The 13,155-nt window shown below is 69.9% G+C and carries 16 protein-coding genes; 4 read left to right on the plus strand and 12 right to left on the minus strand.

The window, feature by feature from the left end; all coding sequences use genetic code 11:
- Positions 1-43: 43 nt before the first annotated feature.
- From AACG61_RS02820 to yghX, 3 genes are all read left to right on the plus strand, one after another.
- Positions 44-613, plus strand: coding sequence for a L,D-transpeptidase (locus AACG61_RS02820; RefSeq protein WP_411838512.1), 570 nt, complete (start codon positions 44-46; stop codon positions 611-613).
- A gap of 2 nt (positions 614-615) precedes the next feature.
- On the plus strand, positions 616-1,665 hold the full coding sequence (gene mnmH, locus AACG61_RS02825) for a tRNA 2-selenouridine(34) synthase MnmH (RefSeq protein ID WP_411838513.1): 1,050 nt from the start codon (positions 616-618) through the stop codon (positions 1,663-1,665).
- Between the two features lie 98 nt (positions 1,666-1,763).
- On the plus strand, positions 1,764-2,648 hold the full coding sequence (yghX, locus tag AACG61_RS02830; RefSeq protein WP_411838514.1) for a YghX family hydrolase: 885 nt from the start codon (positions 1,764-1,766) through the stop codon (positions 2,646-2,648).
- Here the strand turns inward: yghX and AACG61_RS02835 are convergent.
- From AACG61_RS02835 to AACG61_RS02875, 9 genes are all read right to left on the minus strand, one after another.
- Positions 2,636-3,442 (minus strand): purine-nucleoside phosphorylase, encoded by an 807-nt coding sequence (locus tag AACG61_RS02835; protein ID WP_411838515.1) that lies wholly within the window; start codon positions 3,440-3,442, stop codon positions 2,636-2,638. The genes yghX and AACG61_RS02835 overlap by 13 nt on opposite strands.
- The gene (locus AACG61_RS02840) at positions 3,426-4,343 is read right to left on the minus strand and encodes an ABC transporter permease (protein ID WP_411839452.1); all 918 of its coding nucleotides are present in this window, start codon (positions 4,341-4,343) and stop codon (positions 3,426-3,428) included. Before AACG61_RS02840 ends, AACG61_RS02835 begins: the two co-directional genes overlap by 17 nt.
- Before the next feature lie 107 nt (positions 4,344-4,450).
- Positions 4,451-5,557: an ABC transporter permease gene (locus AACG61_RS02845; RefSeq protein ID WP_411838516.1), complete on the minus strand. Its 1,107-nt coding sequence runs from the start codon at positions 5,555-5,557 to the stop codon at positions 4,451-4,453.
- A complete protein-coding gene (locus tag AACG61_RS02850) occupies positions 5,557-7,179 on the minus strand; it encodes an ABC transporter ATP-binding protein (RefSeq protein WP_411838517.1) in 1,623 nt (540 codons plus the stop codon). The genes AACG61_RS02845 and AACG61_RS02850 overlap by 1 nt, the downstream gene beginning before the upstream one ends.
- Positions 7,179-8,168, minus strand: a complete 990-nt coding sequence (locus tag AACG61_RS02855; protein WP_411838519.1) for a BMP family lipoprotein — start codon at positions 8,166-8,168, stop codon at positions 7,179-7,181. The genes AACG61_RS02850 and AACG61_RS02855 overlap by 1 nt, the downstream gene beginning before the upstream one ends.
- An 81-nt stretch (positions 8,169-8,249) precedes the next feature.
- Positions 8,250-8,669 carry a GNAT family N-acetyltransferase gene (locus tag AACG61_RS02860; RefSeq protein ID WP_411838520.1) on the minus strand — a complete coding sequence of 140 codons (420 nt, stop codon included), beginning with the start codon at positions 8,667-8,669 and terminating at the stop codon, positions 8,250-8,252.
- Entirely contained in the window at positions 8,666-9,256 is a 591-nt protein-coding gene (gene tsaB, locus AACG61_RS02865; protein WP_411838521.1) for a tRNA (adenosine(37)-N6)-threonylcarbamoyltransferase complex dimerization subunit type 1 TsaB, read from the minus strand. Before tsaB ends, AACG61_RS02860 begins: the two co-directional genes overlap by 4 nt.
- Entirely contained in the window at positions 9,249-9,812 is a 564-nt protein-coding gene (locus AACG61_RS02870) for a NifU family protein (protein ID WP_411838522.1), read from the minus strand. Before AACG61_RS02870 ends, tsaB begins: the two co-directional genes overlap by 8 nt.
- 63 nt (positions 9,813-9,875) lie before the next feature.
- Complete coding sequence (locus AACG61_RS02875; protein ID WP_411838523.1) at positions 9,876-10,334, minus strand: universal stress protein; 459 nt, start codon at positions 10,332-10,334, stop codon at positions 9,876-9,878.
- A 268-nt stretch (positions 10,335-10,602) separates the two neighbouring features.
- Between AACG61_RS02875 and AACG61_RS02880 the strand changes: the two genes are divergently transcribed.
- Positions 10,603-11,286, plus strand: coding sequence for a sugar transferase (locus tag AACG61_RS02880; protein ID WP_411839453.1), 684 nt, complete (start codon positions 10,603-10,605; stop codon positions 11,284-11,286).
- On the opposite strand, the gene truA is transcribed toward AACG61_RS02880, so the two are convergent.
- From truA to AACG61_RS02895, 3 genes are read right to left on the minus strand one after another with little or no spacing between them, the layout of a single operon-like run.
- A complete protein-coding gene (truA, locus tag AACG61_RS02885; protein ID WP_411838524.1) occupies positions 11,247-12,038 on the minus strand; it encodes a tRNA pseudouridine(38-40) synthase TruA in 792 nt (263 codons plus the stop codon). The genes AACG61_RS02880 and truA overlap by 40 nt on opposite strands.
- A complete protein-coding gene (locus AACG61_RS02890; protein ID WP_411838525.1) occupies positions 12,038-13,009 on the minus strand; it encodes a 5-bromo-4-chloroindolyl phosphate hydrolysis family protein in 972 nt (323 codons plus the stop codon). Before AACG61_RS02890 ends, truA begins: the two co-directional genes overlap by 1 nt.
- Before the next feature lie 11 nt (positions 13,010-13,020).
- Positions 13,021-13,143, minus strand: coding sequence for a hypothetical protein (locus AACG61_RS02895; protein ID WP_411838526.1), 123 nt, complete (start codon positions 13,141-13,143; stop codon positions 13,021-13,023).
- Positions 13,144-13,155: the final 12 nt, after the last annotated feature.

Consider the following 13,155-nt stretch of genomic DNA (forward strand, 5'->3'; position numbering starts at 1 on the left):
TGTATCCACGGGCCAAAGGACGCATGTGAACAAGGACCGCCCCATGAACCGTCGTCGGATGATCTCGCTGGCCGCCCTGGCGGTCGCCGCCCCCGCGCTGGCCCGGACGCTGGCGCCGGTGCCGGGCTGGGCGCAGGCCGCCTCCGACCCCTATGCCCCGACCGAGGTCGCCATCCGCGAGGATTTCGAGGTCGGCAGCATCGTCGTCGTCAGCCGCGACTTCTTTCTCTATCACGTTACCGCGCCGGGCCGCGCCACCCGCTACGGCGTGGCCGTCGGCACGGCCGAGCTGGTCTGGAAGGGCAAGGCCACCATCGGCCGCAAGGTCGAATGGCCCAGCTGGCGCCCGACCAACGACATGATCGAGCGCAATCCCGATGCCTATGCGAAATATGCCGACGGCATGCCCGGCGGGCCGAAGAACCCCCTGGGCGCGCGGGCGCTGTATCTCTATGACGACCGCGGCAACGACACCGCCATCCGCATCCACGGCACGACCGATCCCGGCTCGATCGGGCGGGCGGTGTCGAACGGCTGCCTGCGCATGCGCAACGAGGCCGTGATCAGCCTGTTCGACCAGGTGCCGATCGGCACGCCCGTCTACGTCTTCTGATCTTGGACCTGACGCTGTCCAGTGCGGCGGACCCGGCTCTCGCCGGGTTCGACGACATCATCGATGTCCGCGCCCCGGCCGAGTTCGCCGAGGATCACCTGCCCGGCGCGATCAACCTGCCGGTGCTGAGCGATGCCGAACGCGCGCTGGTGGGCACGATCTACAAGCAGGTCTCCTCGTTCGACGCGCGCAAGCTGGGGGCGGCGCTGGTCGCGGCCAATGCGGCGCGGCACCTGCAGGGGCCGCTGTCCGACCGGGGCGGGGCGTGGAAGCCTCTGGTCTATTGCTGGCGCGGCGGGCAGCGGTCGGGCAGCTTCGGCACGATCCTGTCCCAGATCGGCTGGCGCGTGGGGCGCGTCGCGGGCGGCTACAAGGCCTGGCGGTCGCTGGTCGTGGACCGGGTGCAGAACGGTCCCATCGCCGCCCCGGTGATCGTGCTGGACGGCAACACGGGCAGCGCCAAGACCGCGATCCTGCAGCGGCTGGCGCTGCGCGGCCATCAGGTGATCGACCTGGAGGGGCTGGCCAACCATCGCGGCAGCCTGTTCGGCGGCCATCCCGAGGGCCAGCCCAGCCAGAAGATGTTCGAGGGCCGCCTGGCCGTGGCACTGGAGGGGCTGGACCCCGCCCGCCCCCTGCTGGTCGAGGCCGAGAGCAGCCGCGTGGGCCAGATCACCGTCCCCAAGGCCATGTGGCAGGCGATCTGCGCCGCGCCCCGCCTGCGCCTGCAGGTGCCGGTCGCGGCCCGCGCGGCCTTCACCGCCGCCACCTATCGCGACATGGTCGCCGACCCGGACCGGGTCGCGGGCATCCTGGACCTGATCGCCCCCCTGCACCCGGCCGAGCGGGTCGAGGGCTGGCGCGGCGCGCTGGCCCGGCGCGACTGGCAGCTGCTGTCCGAGGGGCTGCTGCGCGACCATTACGATCCGCGCTATGACAAGCACCGCGCGCGCCACGATGACGGGCGCGGCGCGGTCGTGGCGCTGGAGGGGCTGACCGACCTGGAGGCCGCGACGGCCCGGGTCGAGGCCGCGCTGGCCCGCATGGGCTGACCTGCGCGGGTTTGTCGCCGGGGCGGTCGCCCTTTTGTGATCCGCCCGGCGCGACCATCCGGCCTAGTCTTGCGCGACCCCAGGAACAGGAGCGTGCGATGACCCGGATGACCGCCAAGGATTTCCCGCAGGAACTGCTGGAGCTGTACGACTATTACGCCCATGGCCGCATCACCAAGCGGCAGTTCCTGGACCGGGCGGGCAAGTTCGCGGTGGGCGGCGTTACCGCGCTGGCGCTGCTGAACATGCTGCGGCCGGATTACGCGCTGGCCCAGCAGGTGAACTTCAACGACTCCGAGATCGTGCCGGAATACGTCACTTATGCCTCGCCCGAGGGGCATGGCGAGGTGCGCGCCTATCAGGTACGCCCGGCCGGGGCCGAGGGGGCGATCCCCGCCGTGCTGGTGATCCACGAGAATCGCGGGCTGAACCCCTATATCGAGGATGTCGCGCGCAGGCTGGCCAAGGCGGGCTATCTGGCGCTGGCCCCCGACGGGCTGACCTCCAAGGGCGGCTATCCGGGCAATGACGAGGAGGGCCGCGCGCTCCAGGCCGAGGTCGATCCGACGCGGCTGATGAACGACTTCTTTGCCGGGGCCGAGCATCTGATGGGCCGCGAGGACGTGACCCGCGTGGGGGCGGTGGGCTTCTGCTATGGCGGGGGCGTCTGCAACGCACTGGCCGTGGCCTATCCGGAGCTGGGCGCGTCGGTACCCTTCTATGGCCGCCAGGCGCCCCTGGAGGACGTGCCCCGGATCAAGGTGCCGCTGCTGCTGCACTATGCCGAGCTGGACGAGCGCATCAACGAGGGCTGGCCCGCCTATGAGGCCGCACTGCGCGAGGCGGGCAAGACCTTCGAGGGGCATGTCTATCCGGGCGTGAACCACGGGTTCCACAACGATTCGACGCCCCGATACGACCAGGCCGCCGCCGATCTGGCCTGGCGGCGGACGCTGGACTGGTTCGGCCGCTACCTGGCCTGATCCTTCAGGAAGCGGCGCAGCACCGCCTCCAGCTTGGCGGCGCCCAGGGGGGCCATCGCCTTGGTGTGGTCGTGGCTGATCGATTCGTCGGACAGCCCCGCCCCCATGTTGGTGATGACCGAGATGGCCGCCGCCCGGAGGCCCAGGAACCGCGCCAGGATGATCTCGGGCACGGTAGACATGCCCACCGCATCGGCGCCCAGCACGCGGGCGGCGCGGATCTCGGCCGGGGTCTCGAAGCTGGGCCCCGAGAACCAGCAGTAGACGCCCTGCGGCATCTCGACCCCCTCGGCCTCGGCCGCCGCCAGCAGGGCCGCGCGCATCGCGGCGTCATGCGCGTCGGTCATGGGCACGAAGCGCGCGTCGGTCGCCTCTCCGATCAGCGGGTTCGTGCCGGCAAACGCGATGTGGTCATTCAGCAGCATCAGCCCGCCGGTCGGGATGTCGGGGCGCAGCGACCCGGCGGCGTTGGTCAGGATCAGCTTGTCGCACCCCAAGGCGGCCAGCACCTCCAGCGGCAAACGCATCGCGTCCGCCCGCCCGGATTCATAATAGTGCGACCGCCCGCCGAAGACCGCGACCCGCACCCCCTCCAGCTGACCGATGACCAGCTGGGGGACATGGCCCGACACGCCCGCATGGGGAAAGCCCGGCAGGTCGTCATAGGGGATCGCCACGCCCTCGACCGTGGACGACAGATGGCCCAACCCGGACCCCAGGATCAGGCCGTATTCGGGCGCCTCCTGACCCGCGCGGTCGCGGATCAGGGCGGCCAGCTCAGCGCTCCTTGACATAGGGCTCTCCTCCGGCGCGGGGCGGGATGGCGCGGCCGACGAAGCCGGCCAGGATCACCACCGTCAGGATATAGGGCAGCGCGTTCATGAACATGGACGGCACCGTCACGACACCCAGATCCAGGTTCGGGTAGAGGTTCGCGATCGCCTCCAGCAGACCGAAGAGGAAGGTCGCGAACAGCGCCTGCCACGGCCGCCACTTGGCGAAGATCAGCGCCGCCAGCGCGATGAAGCCGCGCCCGGCGGTCATCTCCTTGACGAAACCGGCCGAGAGGCCCGTCGCCAGATAGGCCCCCGCGATGCCGCAGAGGATGCCGCAGATCGCCACAGCCGTATAGCGCAGCCGGGTGACCGACACGCCCGCGGTGTCCACCGAGGCGGGGTTCTCGCCCACCGCGCGCAGGCGCAGGCCGAACCGGGTGCGGTAGAGCACCCACCACGTGATCGGCACCATGGCGAAGGCCACATAGACCAGGATCGTCTGCCCCGAGATCAGCCCCGAATAGATCGGGCCCAGCACCGGCACGTCGCGCAGCGCCTCGGCGCCGGGCAGGGTGATGGGGGAGAAGCGGGCGGCCCCCTCCAGCGACGGGGTGCGGCCGCCCAGGCCGAAGGCGTTCTGCCCGACCAGCACCGTCAGCCCCGAAGCGAGGAAGTTGATCGCCACGCCCGAGATCAGCTGGTTGCCCATGAAGGTGATCGAGGCGAGGCCATGGACCAGCGACAGGGCCAGCGACCCGGCGATGCCAGCCGCCAGGCCCAGCCAGGCGCTGCCGGTGATGTAGGCGACCGAGGCGGCGGTGAAGGCCGCCATCAGCATCTTGCCCTCCAGCCCGATGTCGAAGACCCCGGCGCGTTCGGAATAGAGCCCCGCCAGGCAGGCCAGCAGCAGCGGCGTCATCAGGCGCAGCGCGCTGCCGATGCCCTGCTGGGCGGCGGCGCCGTCGGCCAGGGCCCAGACCAGGCAGATCGCCAGGACGATGATCGCTATCAGCGATTCGCGGATGTTCATTTCACCGCCCCCCGGCTGGTCCGTTTCATGGTCAGGAACAACCGTTCCAGCGGCATGCGGACCATGTTGTCCAGCGCGCCGGTGAACAGGATCACCAGGGCCTGGATGACGATGATCAGCTCACGCGGGATGGTGGTCCACAGCGCCAGCTCTCCGCCGCCCTGATAGAGGAAGCCGAACAGCAGCGCCGCCAGCAGGATTCCCAGGGGGTGGTTGCGGCCCATCAGCGCGACCGCGATGCCGATGAAGCCCGCACCCTCGACCGCGTTCAGGACCAGGCGTTCGGATTCGCCCATCACGTTGTTGATGGCCATCATGCCCGCCAGCCCGCCCGAGATCAGCATGGCGATGATCGTGATGCGCGTGGGGTTGATGCCCGCATAGACCGCGCCGGGTTCGGACTTGCCGAAGGCGCGGATCTGATAGCCCAGACGCGTGCGCCAGATCAGAACCCAGACCAGGAAGCAGGCCGCCAGCGCCACCAGGAAGGTCACGTTGACCGGCGTGTTGCGGCCCCATTCAAACCCCATGCCCGCCGCGATGTCGGTCAGTGCGGGCAGGTTCGTGGCCTCGGGGAAGCGGGCGGAGGCCGGGTCCATGCTGCCCGTCGGGCGCAGTTGGTTCACCAGCACATAGTTCAGCGTGGCCGCGGCGATGAAGTTGAACATGATCGTGGTGATCACGATGTGGCTGCCGCGTTTCGCCTGCAGGACGGCGGGCACGAAGGCCCAGGCCGCCCCGAAGGCCGCCGCACCCAGCATCGCCACCGGCAGGGCGATGGCCCAATGCGGCAGCGGCAGGAACAGCAGCACCAGCGCGACCCCTAGGCCGCCCATCGCCGCCTGCCCCTCGCCGCCGATGTTGAACAGGGCGGCGTGATAGGCGACCATCACCGCCAGCCCCGTGAAGATGAAGTTCGTCGCGTAATAAAGCGTGAAGCCCCAGCCATAGCTGGATCCGAGCGCCCCCTCGACCATCGTGGTCAGCGCCATCCAGGGGCTTTCCCCGATGGCCAGGATCACCAGCGCGGAAATGCCCATCGCCAGCACCAGAGAGATCAGCGGCGTCAGGATGACGTCCGCCCATTTCGGCATCTTGTCCATCAGGCGCGTCCCTCCGGCAGGTCATGGGCGGTCTCGGGCGTGGTCCGGGCGTCGGTGATGCCCGCCATCAGCAGGCCCAGTTCCCCGGTGGTGGTCTGGCCGGGCAGGCGTTCGCCCATGATGCGGCCGTCGAACATCACGGCCACGCGGTCGGACAGGGCCAGGATCTCGTCCAGTTCGACGCTGACCAGCAGGATCGCCTTGCCCGCGTCGCGCAGGGCCACGATCTGCTTGTGGATGAACTCGATCGCGCCGATGTCCACGCCGCGCGTGGGCTGGCCGATCAGCAGCAGGTCGGGGTTGCGCTCGATCTCGCGGGCGACCACGATCTTCTGCTGGTTCCCGCCCGAGAAGTTGCGCGCCGCCAGGTGGCAGTCGCGCGGGCGCACGTCGAACCGCTCCATCTTGGCCTGGGCGTCGCGGCGGATGGCGTCATTGTCCATCAGCCAGCCCTTGTTGAACTCGGGCGCGTCGTGCCAGCCGAAGGCCACGTTCTCCCACGCGGCGAAATCCATGATCAGGCCTTCGACCTGACGGTCTTCGGGGATATGGCCCACGCCGTCGCGGCGTCGCTGACCGGCATCGCAGCCCGATCCGGCCAGAGGCAGGGCGGCGCCGTTCATGCGTACCTCGCCCGTGACCTTGGCGCCCTTTTCCGGGTATCCGCCGAGGATCTCCAGCAGCTGGGTCTGGCCGTTGCCGCTGACGCCCGCGATGCCCAAGATCTCTCCAGCGCGGATGTCCAGGTCGATGCCGCGCAGGCGCTCCACGCCTTCGGCATCGACCATGGTCAGGCCGCGCACCTCCAGGACCGGGGCCTGCGGGCGCGCCGGCTGCTTGTCCACGTTCAGCAGCACCTTGCGGCCGACCATCAGCTCGGCCAGCTGTTCGGGGCTGGTCTCTGGCGTGCGGACCGATGCGACCATCTCGCCGCGGCGCATCACGGAGACGTTGTCGGTGATCTCCATGATCTCGCGCAGCTTGTGGGTGATCAGGATGATCGTCTTGCCCTCGTCGCGCAGCCCCTTGAGGATGCGGAACAGGTGGTCGGCCTCGGCGGGCGTCAGCACGCCCGTGGGCTCGTCCAGGATCAGGATGTCGGCCTGGCGATACAGCGCCTTGAGGATCTCGACCCGCTGCTGGTGTCCGACGGAAAGGTTTTCCACCACCTCGTCGGGGTCCACGTTCAGCTGGTATTCGGCGGCCAGGCGCTTCAGCACGCCCCGCGCCTTGGACAGCGACGGGCGCAGCAGCGCGCCATCCTCGACGCCCAGGATGATGTTCTCCAGCACGGTGAAGTTCTGCACCAGCTTGAAGTGCTGGAACACCATGCCGATGCCCGCGCGGATCGCGGTCTGGCTGTCGGTGATGGTGATCGGCCTGCCGCCCACCAGGATCTGGCCCTCGTCCGGCTTGTAGAAGCCGTAGAGGATCGACATCAGCGTCGACTTGCCCGCGCCGTTCTCTCCGATGATGCCGTGGATCGTGCCGCGCGGCACCGACAGGCTGATGTCGCGGTTCGCCTGAACCGCCCCGAACGCCTTCGAGATGCCCCGCAGCTCGATGGCAGCGGGGGCGGCCGTCGCCGACCGCCCCCCCATCATGTCGCTTGCGGTGGTCATTACGAGGCCGGGCAGGCGTTGTCGGTCATGAAGTCGTGCACCGTGACCTCGCCCGAGGCGATGGCGGCCTTGGCCTCGTCCACGGCGGCCTGCATCTCGGCGGTGACCAGCTCGGCGTTGTTGTCGTCGATGGCGACGTCCACGCCGCCCGCGGCCAGGTCCATGACCTTGACGCCCGGCTCCAGCTCGGTGCCCGCCGTGAAGGCGTCGAAGACCGCATTGTCCACGCGCTTGACCATCGAGGTCAGGATCTGGCCCGGATGCAGCGCGTTCTGGTTGCTGTCGACGCCGATGGCCAGGATGCCCTCGTCGGCGGCGGCCTGCAGCACGCCGATGCCGGTGCCGCCGGCGGCCGCATAGATCACGTCGGCGCCCTGCGACTTCTGCGCGCGCGCCAGCTCACCACCCTTGACCGGGTCGTTCCAGGCCGCGGGCGTCGTGCCGGTATAGTTGCTGACGACCGAGCCTTCGGGCTGGACCGACTTGAAGCCTTGGGCAAAGCCGCATTCGAACTTGCGGATCAGCGGGATGTCCATGCCGCCGATGAAGCCGACGGTGCCGGATTCGGACGCCATCCCGGCCATGACGCCGGCCAGATAGCTGCCCTGCTCCTCGGTGAAGACGACCGATTGCACGTTCGGCGCCTCGACCACCATGTCGATGATGGCGAATTTCGTGTCCGGGTAATCGCCCGCGACCTTGGTCAGCACGTCGCCGAAGGCGAAGCCGGTCATGACGATGGGGTTCGATCCGCTTTCGGCCAGGCGGCGCAGGGCCTGCTCGCGCTGTGCCTCGGACTGCATCTCCAGCTCGCGATAGGTGCCGCCGGTCTCCTCGACCCACCGCTGCGCGCCGCCGAAGGCCGCCTCGTTGAACGACTTGTCGAACTTGCCGCCCAGGTCATAGATCAGCGCCGGATCGGCCAGCGCCGCGCCGGTCGACAGCACGGCCAGGGCCGAGCCCGCCAGCAGAGATTTCATCAGGGACATAAAGGAACCTCATCCTGTTTTTCGCGGGCGATTCAACGGGCCCGCTGATCGCCCGATTAGGGCGCATCGCACGGGGTCCGGTCAACCGCCTTCTTGGGTCGCACGCAGCGTCAGACGCATCACGATCGCGTCCGTCGCAGGCCCGTAATATCGCCGCCGGACGCCGGCTTCCAGCCATCCCGTGGCCTGATACAGCCGCCGTGCCGCAAGGTTGTCATGCGCGACCTCCAGAAAGGCCTCCTCGGCGCCCATCGCTGCCACTTTGCCCGCGAATGCGGCAACCAGCGCGCGGCCCGTGCCCGCCCGCCGCGCCTGCGGGTCCACGGCCACGGTCAGCAGCTCGGCCTCGCCGGCGACGGCGCGCCCGATAAGGAAGCCCTGCGGCGCCTCCAGCAGAAAGGTCCCGCGCGCCTCCAGAAGGCAGTCGAATTCGTCGGCCGACCAGGGGCGGGGGGTGTCGAAGCACCGCGCATGCAGCGCGGCCAGATCCTCGGGCGTCACGCCAGGATCACCGGGGGCGCATCGCGGGCGGGCGCCGCATCCGCGGGGCGCAGATAGACCGGCGCGGGCCGCGGCTGCGGCAGATGCGCGCGGGCCGCGGCCAAGCGCGCCACACCCTCGGCAATTCCTGTCGCAGGCGCAGCCTGCGCGGGGCCGGGCGGCAGCGCGCCGGCCGCAGCCTGCTGCGGCCGGCTCTCCGCGCCCTCGGCAAAGTCCTGCCAGATGACCATGTCGCCCCGGCCCGCGATCACCACCCGGCAGGGCCGCGGCAAGCCCCAGGCCAGCGCCTCGGGCGCCTCGACACCGATGGCGGGGATGCCTAGGGACAGGGCCAGGCCGCGGGCCGCCGCCACCGCCACCCGGATGCCGGTGAAGTTGCCCGGCCCCGTGCCGACCCCGATCGCGTCCAGGTCGCGCCAGCCCAGGCCCGCCGCCGCCAGCATCTCCTCCAGCAGGGGCATCAGCCGCTCGGCCTGCCCCTTGGCCATGTCCTCATGGACCGCTGCCAGAACCGCGTCGCCGCGCAGCAAAGCGGCCGCGCAATGCGCGGCCGATGTGTCGAAACCCAGGATGATCCGGTCAGGCAACGGGCCGGACCTCGACCACCTCGGGGATGTAGTGGCGCAGCAGGTTCTCGATCCCCATCTTCAGCGTCAGGGTCGAGGACGGGCAGCCCGCGCAGGCCCCCTGCATGTGCAGATAGACGATGCCGCGGTCGAAGCCGTGGAAGGTGATGTCGCCGCCGTCCTGCGCGACGGCGGGGCGCACGCGCGTGTCCAGCAGTTCCTTGATCTGCACCACGATCTCGGCGTCGGGGCCCGCCTCATGGGCGACATGGCCGCCCGTGTCCGACGCCGCGCCCTCGATCGCCGGGGCGCCCGACTGGAAATGCTCCATGATCGCGCCCAGGACCGACGGCTTCAGATGATCCCACGGCACCTGGTCGGCCTTGGTGACGGTCACGAAATCACGGCCCAGGAACACGCCGGTCACCCCGTCCACCGCGAAGATCCGCCGCGCCAGGGGCGATGCGGCCCCGGTCTCGGGGGTCGGGAAATCGGCCGTTCCGCTGCCCAGCACGGTCTCTCCGGGCAGGAATTTCAGCGTCGCGGGATTCGGCGTCGTCTCGGTCTGGATGAACATGGGGGCGCTCCTTTGATGCCTGATATGGCGACCCGGCGGCCTTGGGTCAACCCGGCGGACCGCTCAGGTGATCGCCTCCAGGCGCTCCTTGGAGAGATCGCCGGGCACCAGTGTGATCGCGCAGGGCAGGGCGGTCGGATCGCGCATCAGCCGCGTCAGGACCGGGTTCGTGCTGCCCTTGTCCGAGGCGAGGCCCAGCACCACCACGCCGATCTCGCCATCCTCGGTGATCTGGGCCAGCAGCTCCTCGGCCGTGTCCCCCTCGCGGATCACCAGCACCGGATCGACGCCGGGGCGCGAGCGCATCCATTTGGCGAAGACCTCGAAATGCGCCTCGATCCGCTCTCGGGCCTCGGCGCGCATCACGTCGGCCACGCCGAAGCCGTGCTGGATCTCCTCGGCCGGGATGACCGAGAGGATGACGACCGAGGCGCCGTCGGACTTGGCCGCCCGCATCGCGGCAAAGCGCATCGCGTTCAGGCATTCCCGGCTGTCGTCCAGCAGCACCAGAAATTTCCGCATGACCCGGCACCCGTGGTTGTTTCCCCCGGACAGTGGCCGATGTGCCATGCCCGCGCAAGCCAATGCGCAAGAATGCGCCGGCGCTGTTCCAAAGGCTTGCGCGTTGTGCTAGCGGCAACGAGGCTGAAGGCCCGGAGTGTGCAATGCGGACGGTGTCGTGACGATCCACCATGATTGGGAAAAAGCGGATGCCGCGCAGCTGGGTCCGCTGACCGCGCCCCGGATGGCGTGGTTCATGGGCGAGGCGCGTGCGCCCGGCGTCAATCCCATGCCCCCGTCCAAGCGCGCCTTCGACATAGGCTTCGCCCTGCTATTGCTGATTCCGCTGTCGCTGGTGATGGTCACGGTCGCGGTCCTGCTGCTGATCCTGCAGGGGCGCCCGCTGCTCTATGCCGCGCACCGCATGCGCGGCCCGAACCAGCCCTTCACCCAGTGGAAGTTCCGCACCATGCTGTGCGAGGAGGACGATTTCGGGGCGACCGGCGCGCACAAGGCCTGGCGCATCACGCCCATCGGCCGCTTCCTGCGCCGCTCGCGCATCGACGAACTGCCGCAGCTGTTCAACATCCTCAGGGGCGACATGAGCTTTGTCGGCCCGCGCCCGCCGCTGCGCGAGTATGTCGAGCGGTTTCCCGCCGTCTATGGCCAGGTCCTGCATTCGCGGCCGGGCGTCACCGGCCTCGCCACGCTGATCTATCACCGCCACGAGGACCGCATCCTGGCCCGCTGCAAGTCGGCCGAGGCGACCGAGCGGGCCTATTACCGGCGCTGCCTGCCGGCCAAGCTGAAGATCGACCTGATCTATCAGCGCCATCGCAGCCTGCGGCTGGACCTGTGGATCCTGTGGAACACGCTGAAGATCGTGGTGTCGCGCCGCGACGAACGTCCCCGCCGCCGCCGGCGGGGCGGCAGCTATCTGCCCGTCGGTCCCTCGAAGGGATCGCGCGGGTAGCCCACCCCCGTCAGATAGAGGCCCTGCGGCGGACAGACTGGCCCGCAGGCCGCCCGGTCCCGCGCCTCCAGCGCCTGTCCCACCCGTTCCGGCGCCCAGGTCCCCGCGCCCACCCGCTCCAGCGTGCCGACGATGCTGCGCACCTGATTGTGCAGGAAGGACCGCGCGCGCAGGTGAAAGCGGTATTCCGTGCCCTGCGGGATCGCCACGGCCTCGATCCGGATCTCGTCCAGCGACTTCACCGGGCTCTTCGCCTGGCAGATCGACGACCGGAACGTGGTGAAGTCGTGATGCCCGACCAGATGCGCGGCCCCCGCCCGCATGGCGTCGATGTCCAGCGGGTTCAGCACCTGCCAGACCTGTCCGCGGCGATGGGTCATCGGCGCGCGTCGTGCCACCAGCCGGAACAGATAGCGCCGCTCCACGGCCGAGAACCGGGCGTGGAAATCGTCCGGCACCCGTACCGCCTGAAGGATCGCGACGGGCGCGGGCTTCAGATGCCAGTTCAGCGCCTCGGACAGGCGGAACGGGTCCCAATCGCGTTCCAGGTCGGCATGGGCGACCTGGCCCGTCGCATGCACCCCGGCATCGGTGCGCCCGGCCGCCGCGATGCGCGCGCCCGCCGCGAAGCCCGGGTCCAGCCGCGCCAGCGCCGCCTCGACCGCGCCCTGCACACTGGGCTGGTCGGCCTGCGCCTGCCAGCCGGCGAACGGCGCGCCGTCATATTCGATCTGCAGGGCGAAGCGCGGCATCAGTCGCGCGGCGTCCGCTGGCCGGGGAAGGGCGCGCGCAGCAATTCGTCCAGCGTCTGCGCCTCGCGGCTTTCCAGCGCGGGGCGTTCGGCGGGGTCGATGCGGGTCGCGGCCCCGGTCAGCCCCTCGCGGGCCAGCCGGTCGCGCAGCACCGACATCTCGATGTCCAGCGCCTGACGGTCGCCCTCCAGCAGCCGGTCGGCGCGTGCGATGAAATCTTTTTCCAGATCGTCCAGGAACGCCTCGAAATCGGCCCGGACCGCGGCATCGCGCCGCCGCGCATGAAGGTCCGCGAACCGCGCCGTCGCGTCGCGCGCGCCCATCAGGTAGACGCCCAGATAGCGCCGCGCCGAGGCCAGACCTGCCGGATTGTCGCGCACCCGGTCGAACAGCTGGCGCACGCTGGCGTCGAACATCGCGATCCGCGCGGACAGGCGGCGGTCGCCCAGGGGGGCGATGGCCTCAGCCATGGCCTGCAGATGCGCCTCGGCCTCCTCGATCATGCGGTCGGCGCGGGACTGCTGGAAATCGTCCACGCCCTCGGGGCGCTTGTCGCGCCACGGGTCCAGCCCGAAGGCGATCTGATGCAGCGCCAGTCCCGCCGCCCCGATCAGCCCCGCCTCGGCCCAGACCCCCGGCTCGGCGGCGCCCAGACCCAGGCCGACACCCGCCATGACCCCGCCGAACAGCTTGCGCGGGATGGCCGGGCGGCGGGCGATGCGGCGCGCCTGATAGGTCGCCTGCGCCACCAGCCCCTCGCGGGTCATCCACATGCCGCTGGCCACCAGGCCGAAGGCCGCGAGGTCGCTGACCATGCCCGCCGCGCCCTGAAAGAACGCGCCCAGCAGGAAGGGCGTCGCGGCCAGGGTGATCCATTTAGGCCGCCCCTCATGGGGGTGGCGCGGGGTGGGCGGCAGGGGATCGGCCTCCGCCGGCATGGGCGAGAAGCGCCCGCCGAAACGCTGCGACATGACGTGCCCCCTCAGCCCGCGCCGGCCAGCGACGCATAGAGCGTCAGCATCAGCAGCAGATAGAAGCTCAGCCGGGCCTGGGCATTGCGGGACATGAAGATCCTTTCGCGGGTCGTTCCCGCATATATCGGCATCCGGGCGCGGAT

The organism is Paracoccus sp. ME4 (genome assembly GCF_046736325.1).
Lineage (GTDB): Bacteria > Pseudomonadota > Alphaproteobacteria > Rhodobacterales > Rhodobacteraceae > Paracoccus.

Coding starts and splice junctions, on each gene's coding strand:
- AACG61_RS02820 (WP_411838512.1), top strand. CDS start 44: ATGAACCGTCGTCGGATGATCTCGCTGGCCGCCCTGGCGGTCGCCGCC.
- yghX (WP_411838514.1), top strand. CDS start 1,764: ATGACCCGGATGACCGCCAAGGATTTCCCGCAGGAACTGCTGGAGCTG.
- AACG61_RS02850 (WP_411838517.1), bottom strand. CDS start 7,179: ATGACCACCGCAAGCGACATGATGGGGGGGCGGTCGGCGACGGCCGCC.
- AACG61_RS02890 (WP_411838525.1), bottom strand. CDS start 13,009: ATGTCGCAGCGTTTCGGCGGGCGCTTCTCGCCCATGCCGGCGGAGGCC.
- AACG61_RS02895 (WP_411838526.1), bottom strand. CDS start 13,143: ATGCCGATATATGCGGGAACGACCCGCGAAAGGATCTTCATGTCCCGC.
- AACG61_RS02875 (WP_411838523.1), bottom strand. CDS start 10,334: ATGCGGAAATTTCTGGTGCTGCTGGACGACAGCCGGGAATGCCTGAAC.
- AACG61_RS02835 (WP_411838515.1), bottom strand. CDS start 3,442: ATGTCAAGGAGCGCTGAGCTGGCCGCCCTGATCCGCGACCGCGCGGGT.
- AACG61_RS02845 (WP_411838516.1), bottom strand. CDS start 5,557: ATGGACAAGATGCCGAAATGGGCGGACGTCATCCTGACGCCGCTGATC.
- AACG61_RS02880 (WP_411839453.1), top strand. CDS start 10,603: ATGCCCCCGTCCAAGCGCGCCTTCGACATAGGCTTCGCCCTGCTATTG.
- truA (WP_411838524.1), bottom strand. CDS start 12,038: ATGCCGCGCTTCGCCCTGCAGATCGAATATGACGGCGCGCCGTTCGCC.
- AACG61_RS02870 (WP_411838522.1), bottom strand. CDS start 9,812: ATGTTCATCCAGACCGAGACGACGCCGAATCCCGCGACGCTGAAATTC.
- AACG61_RS02855 (WP_411838519.1), bottom strand. CDS start 8,168: ATGTCCCTGATGAAATCTCTGCTGGCGGGCTCGGCCCTGGCCGTGCTG.
- AACG61_RS02840 (WP_411839452.1), bottom strand. CDS start 4,343: ATGACGCCGCTGCTGCTGGCCTGCCTGGCGGGGCTCTATTCCGAACGC.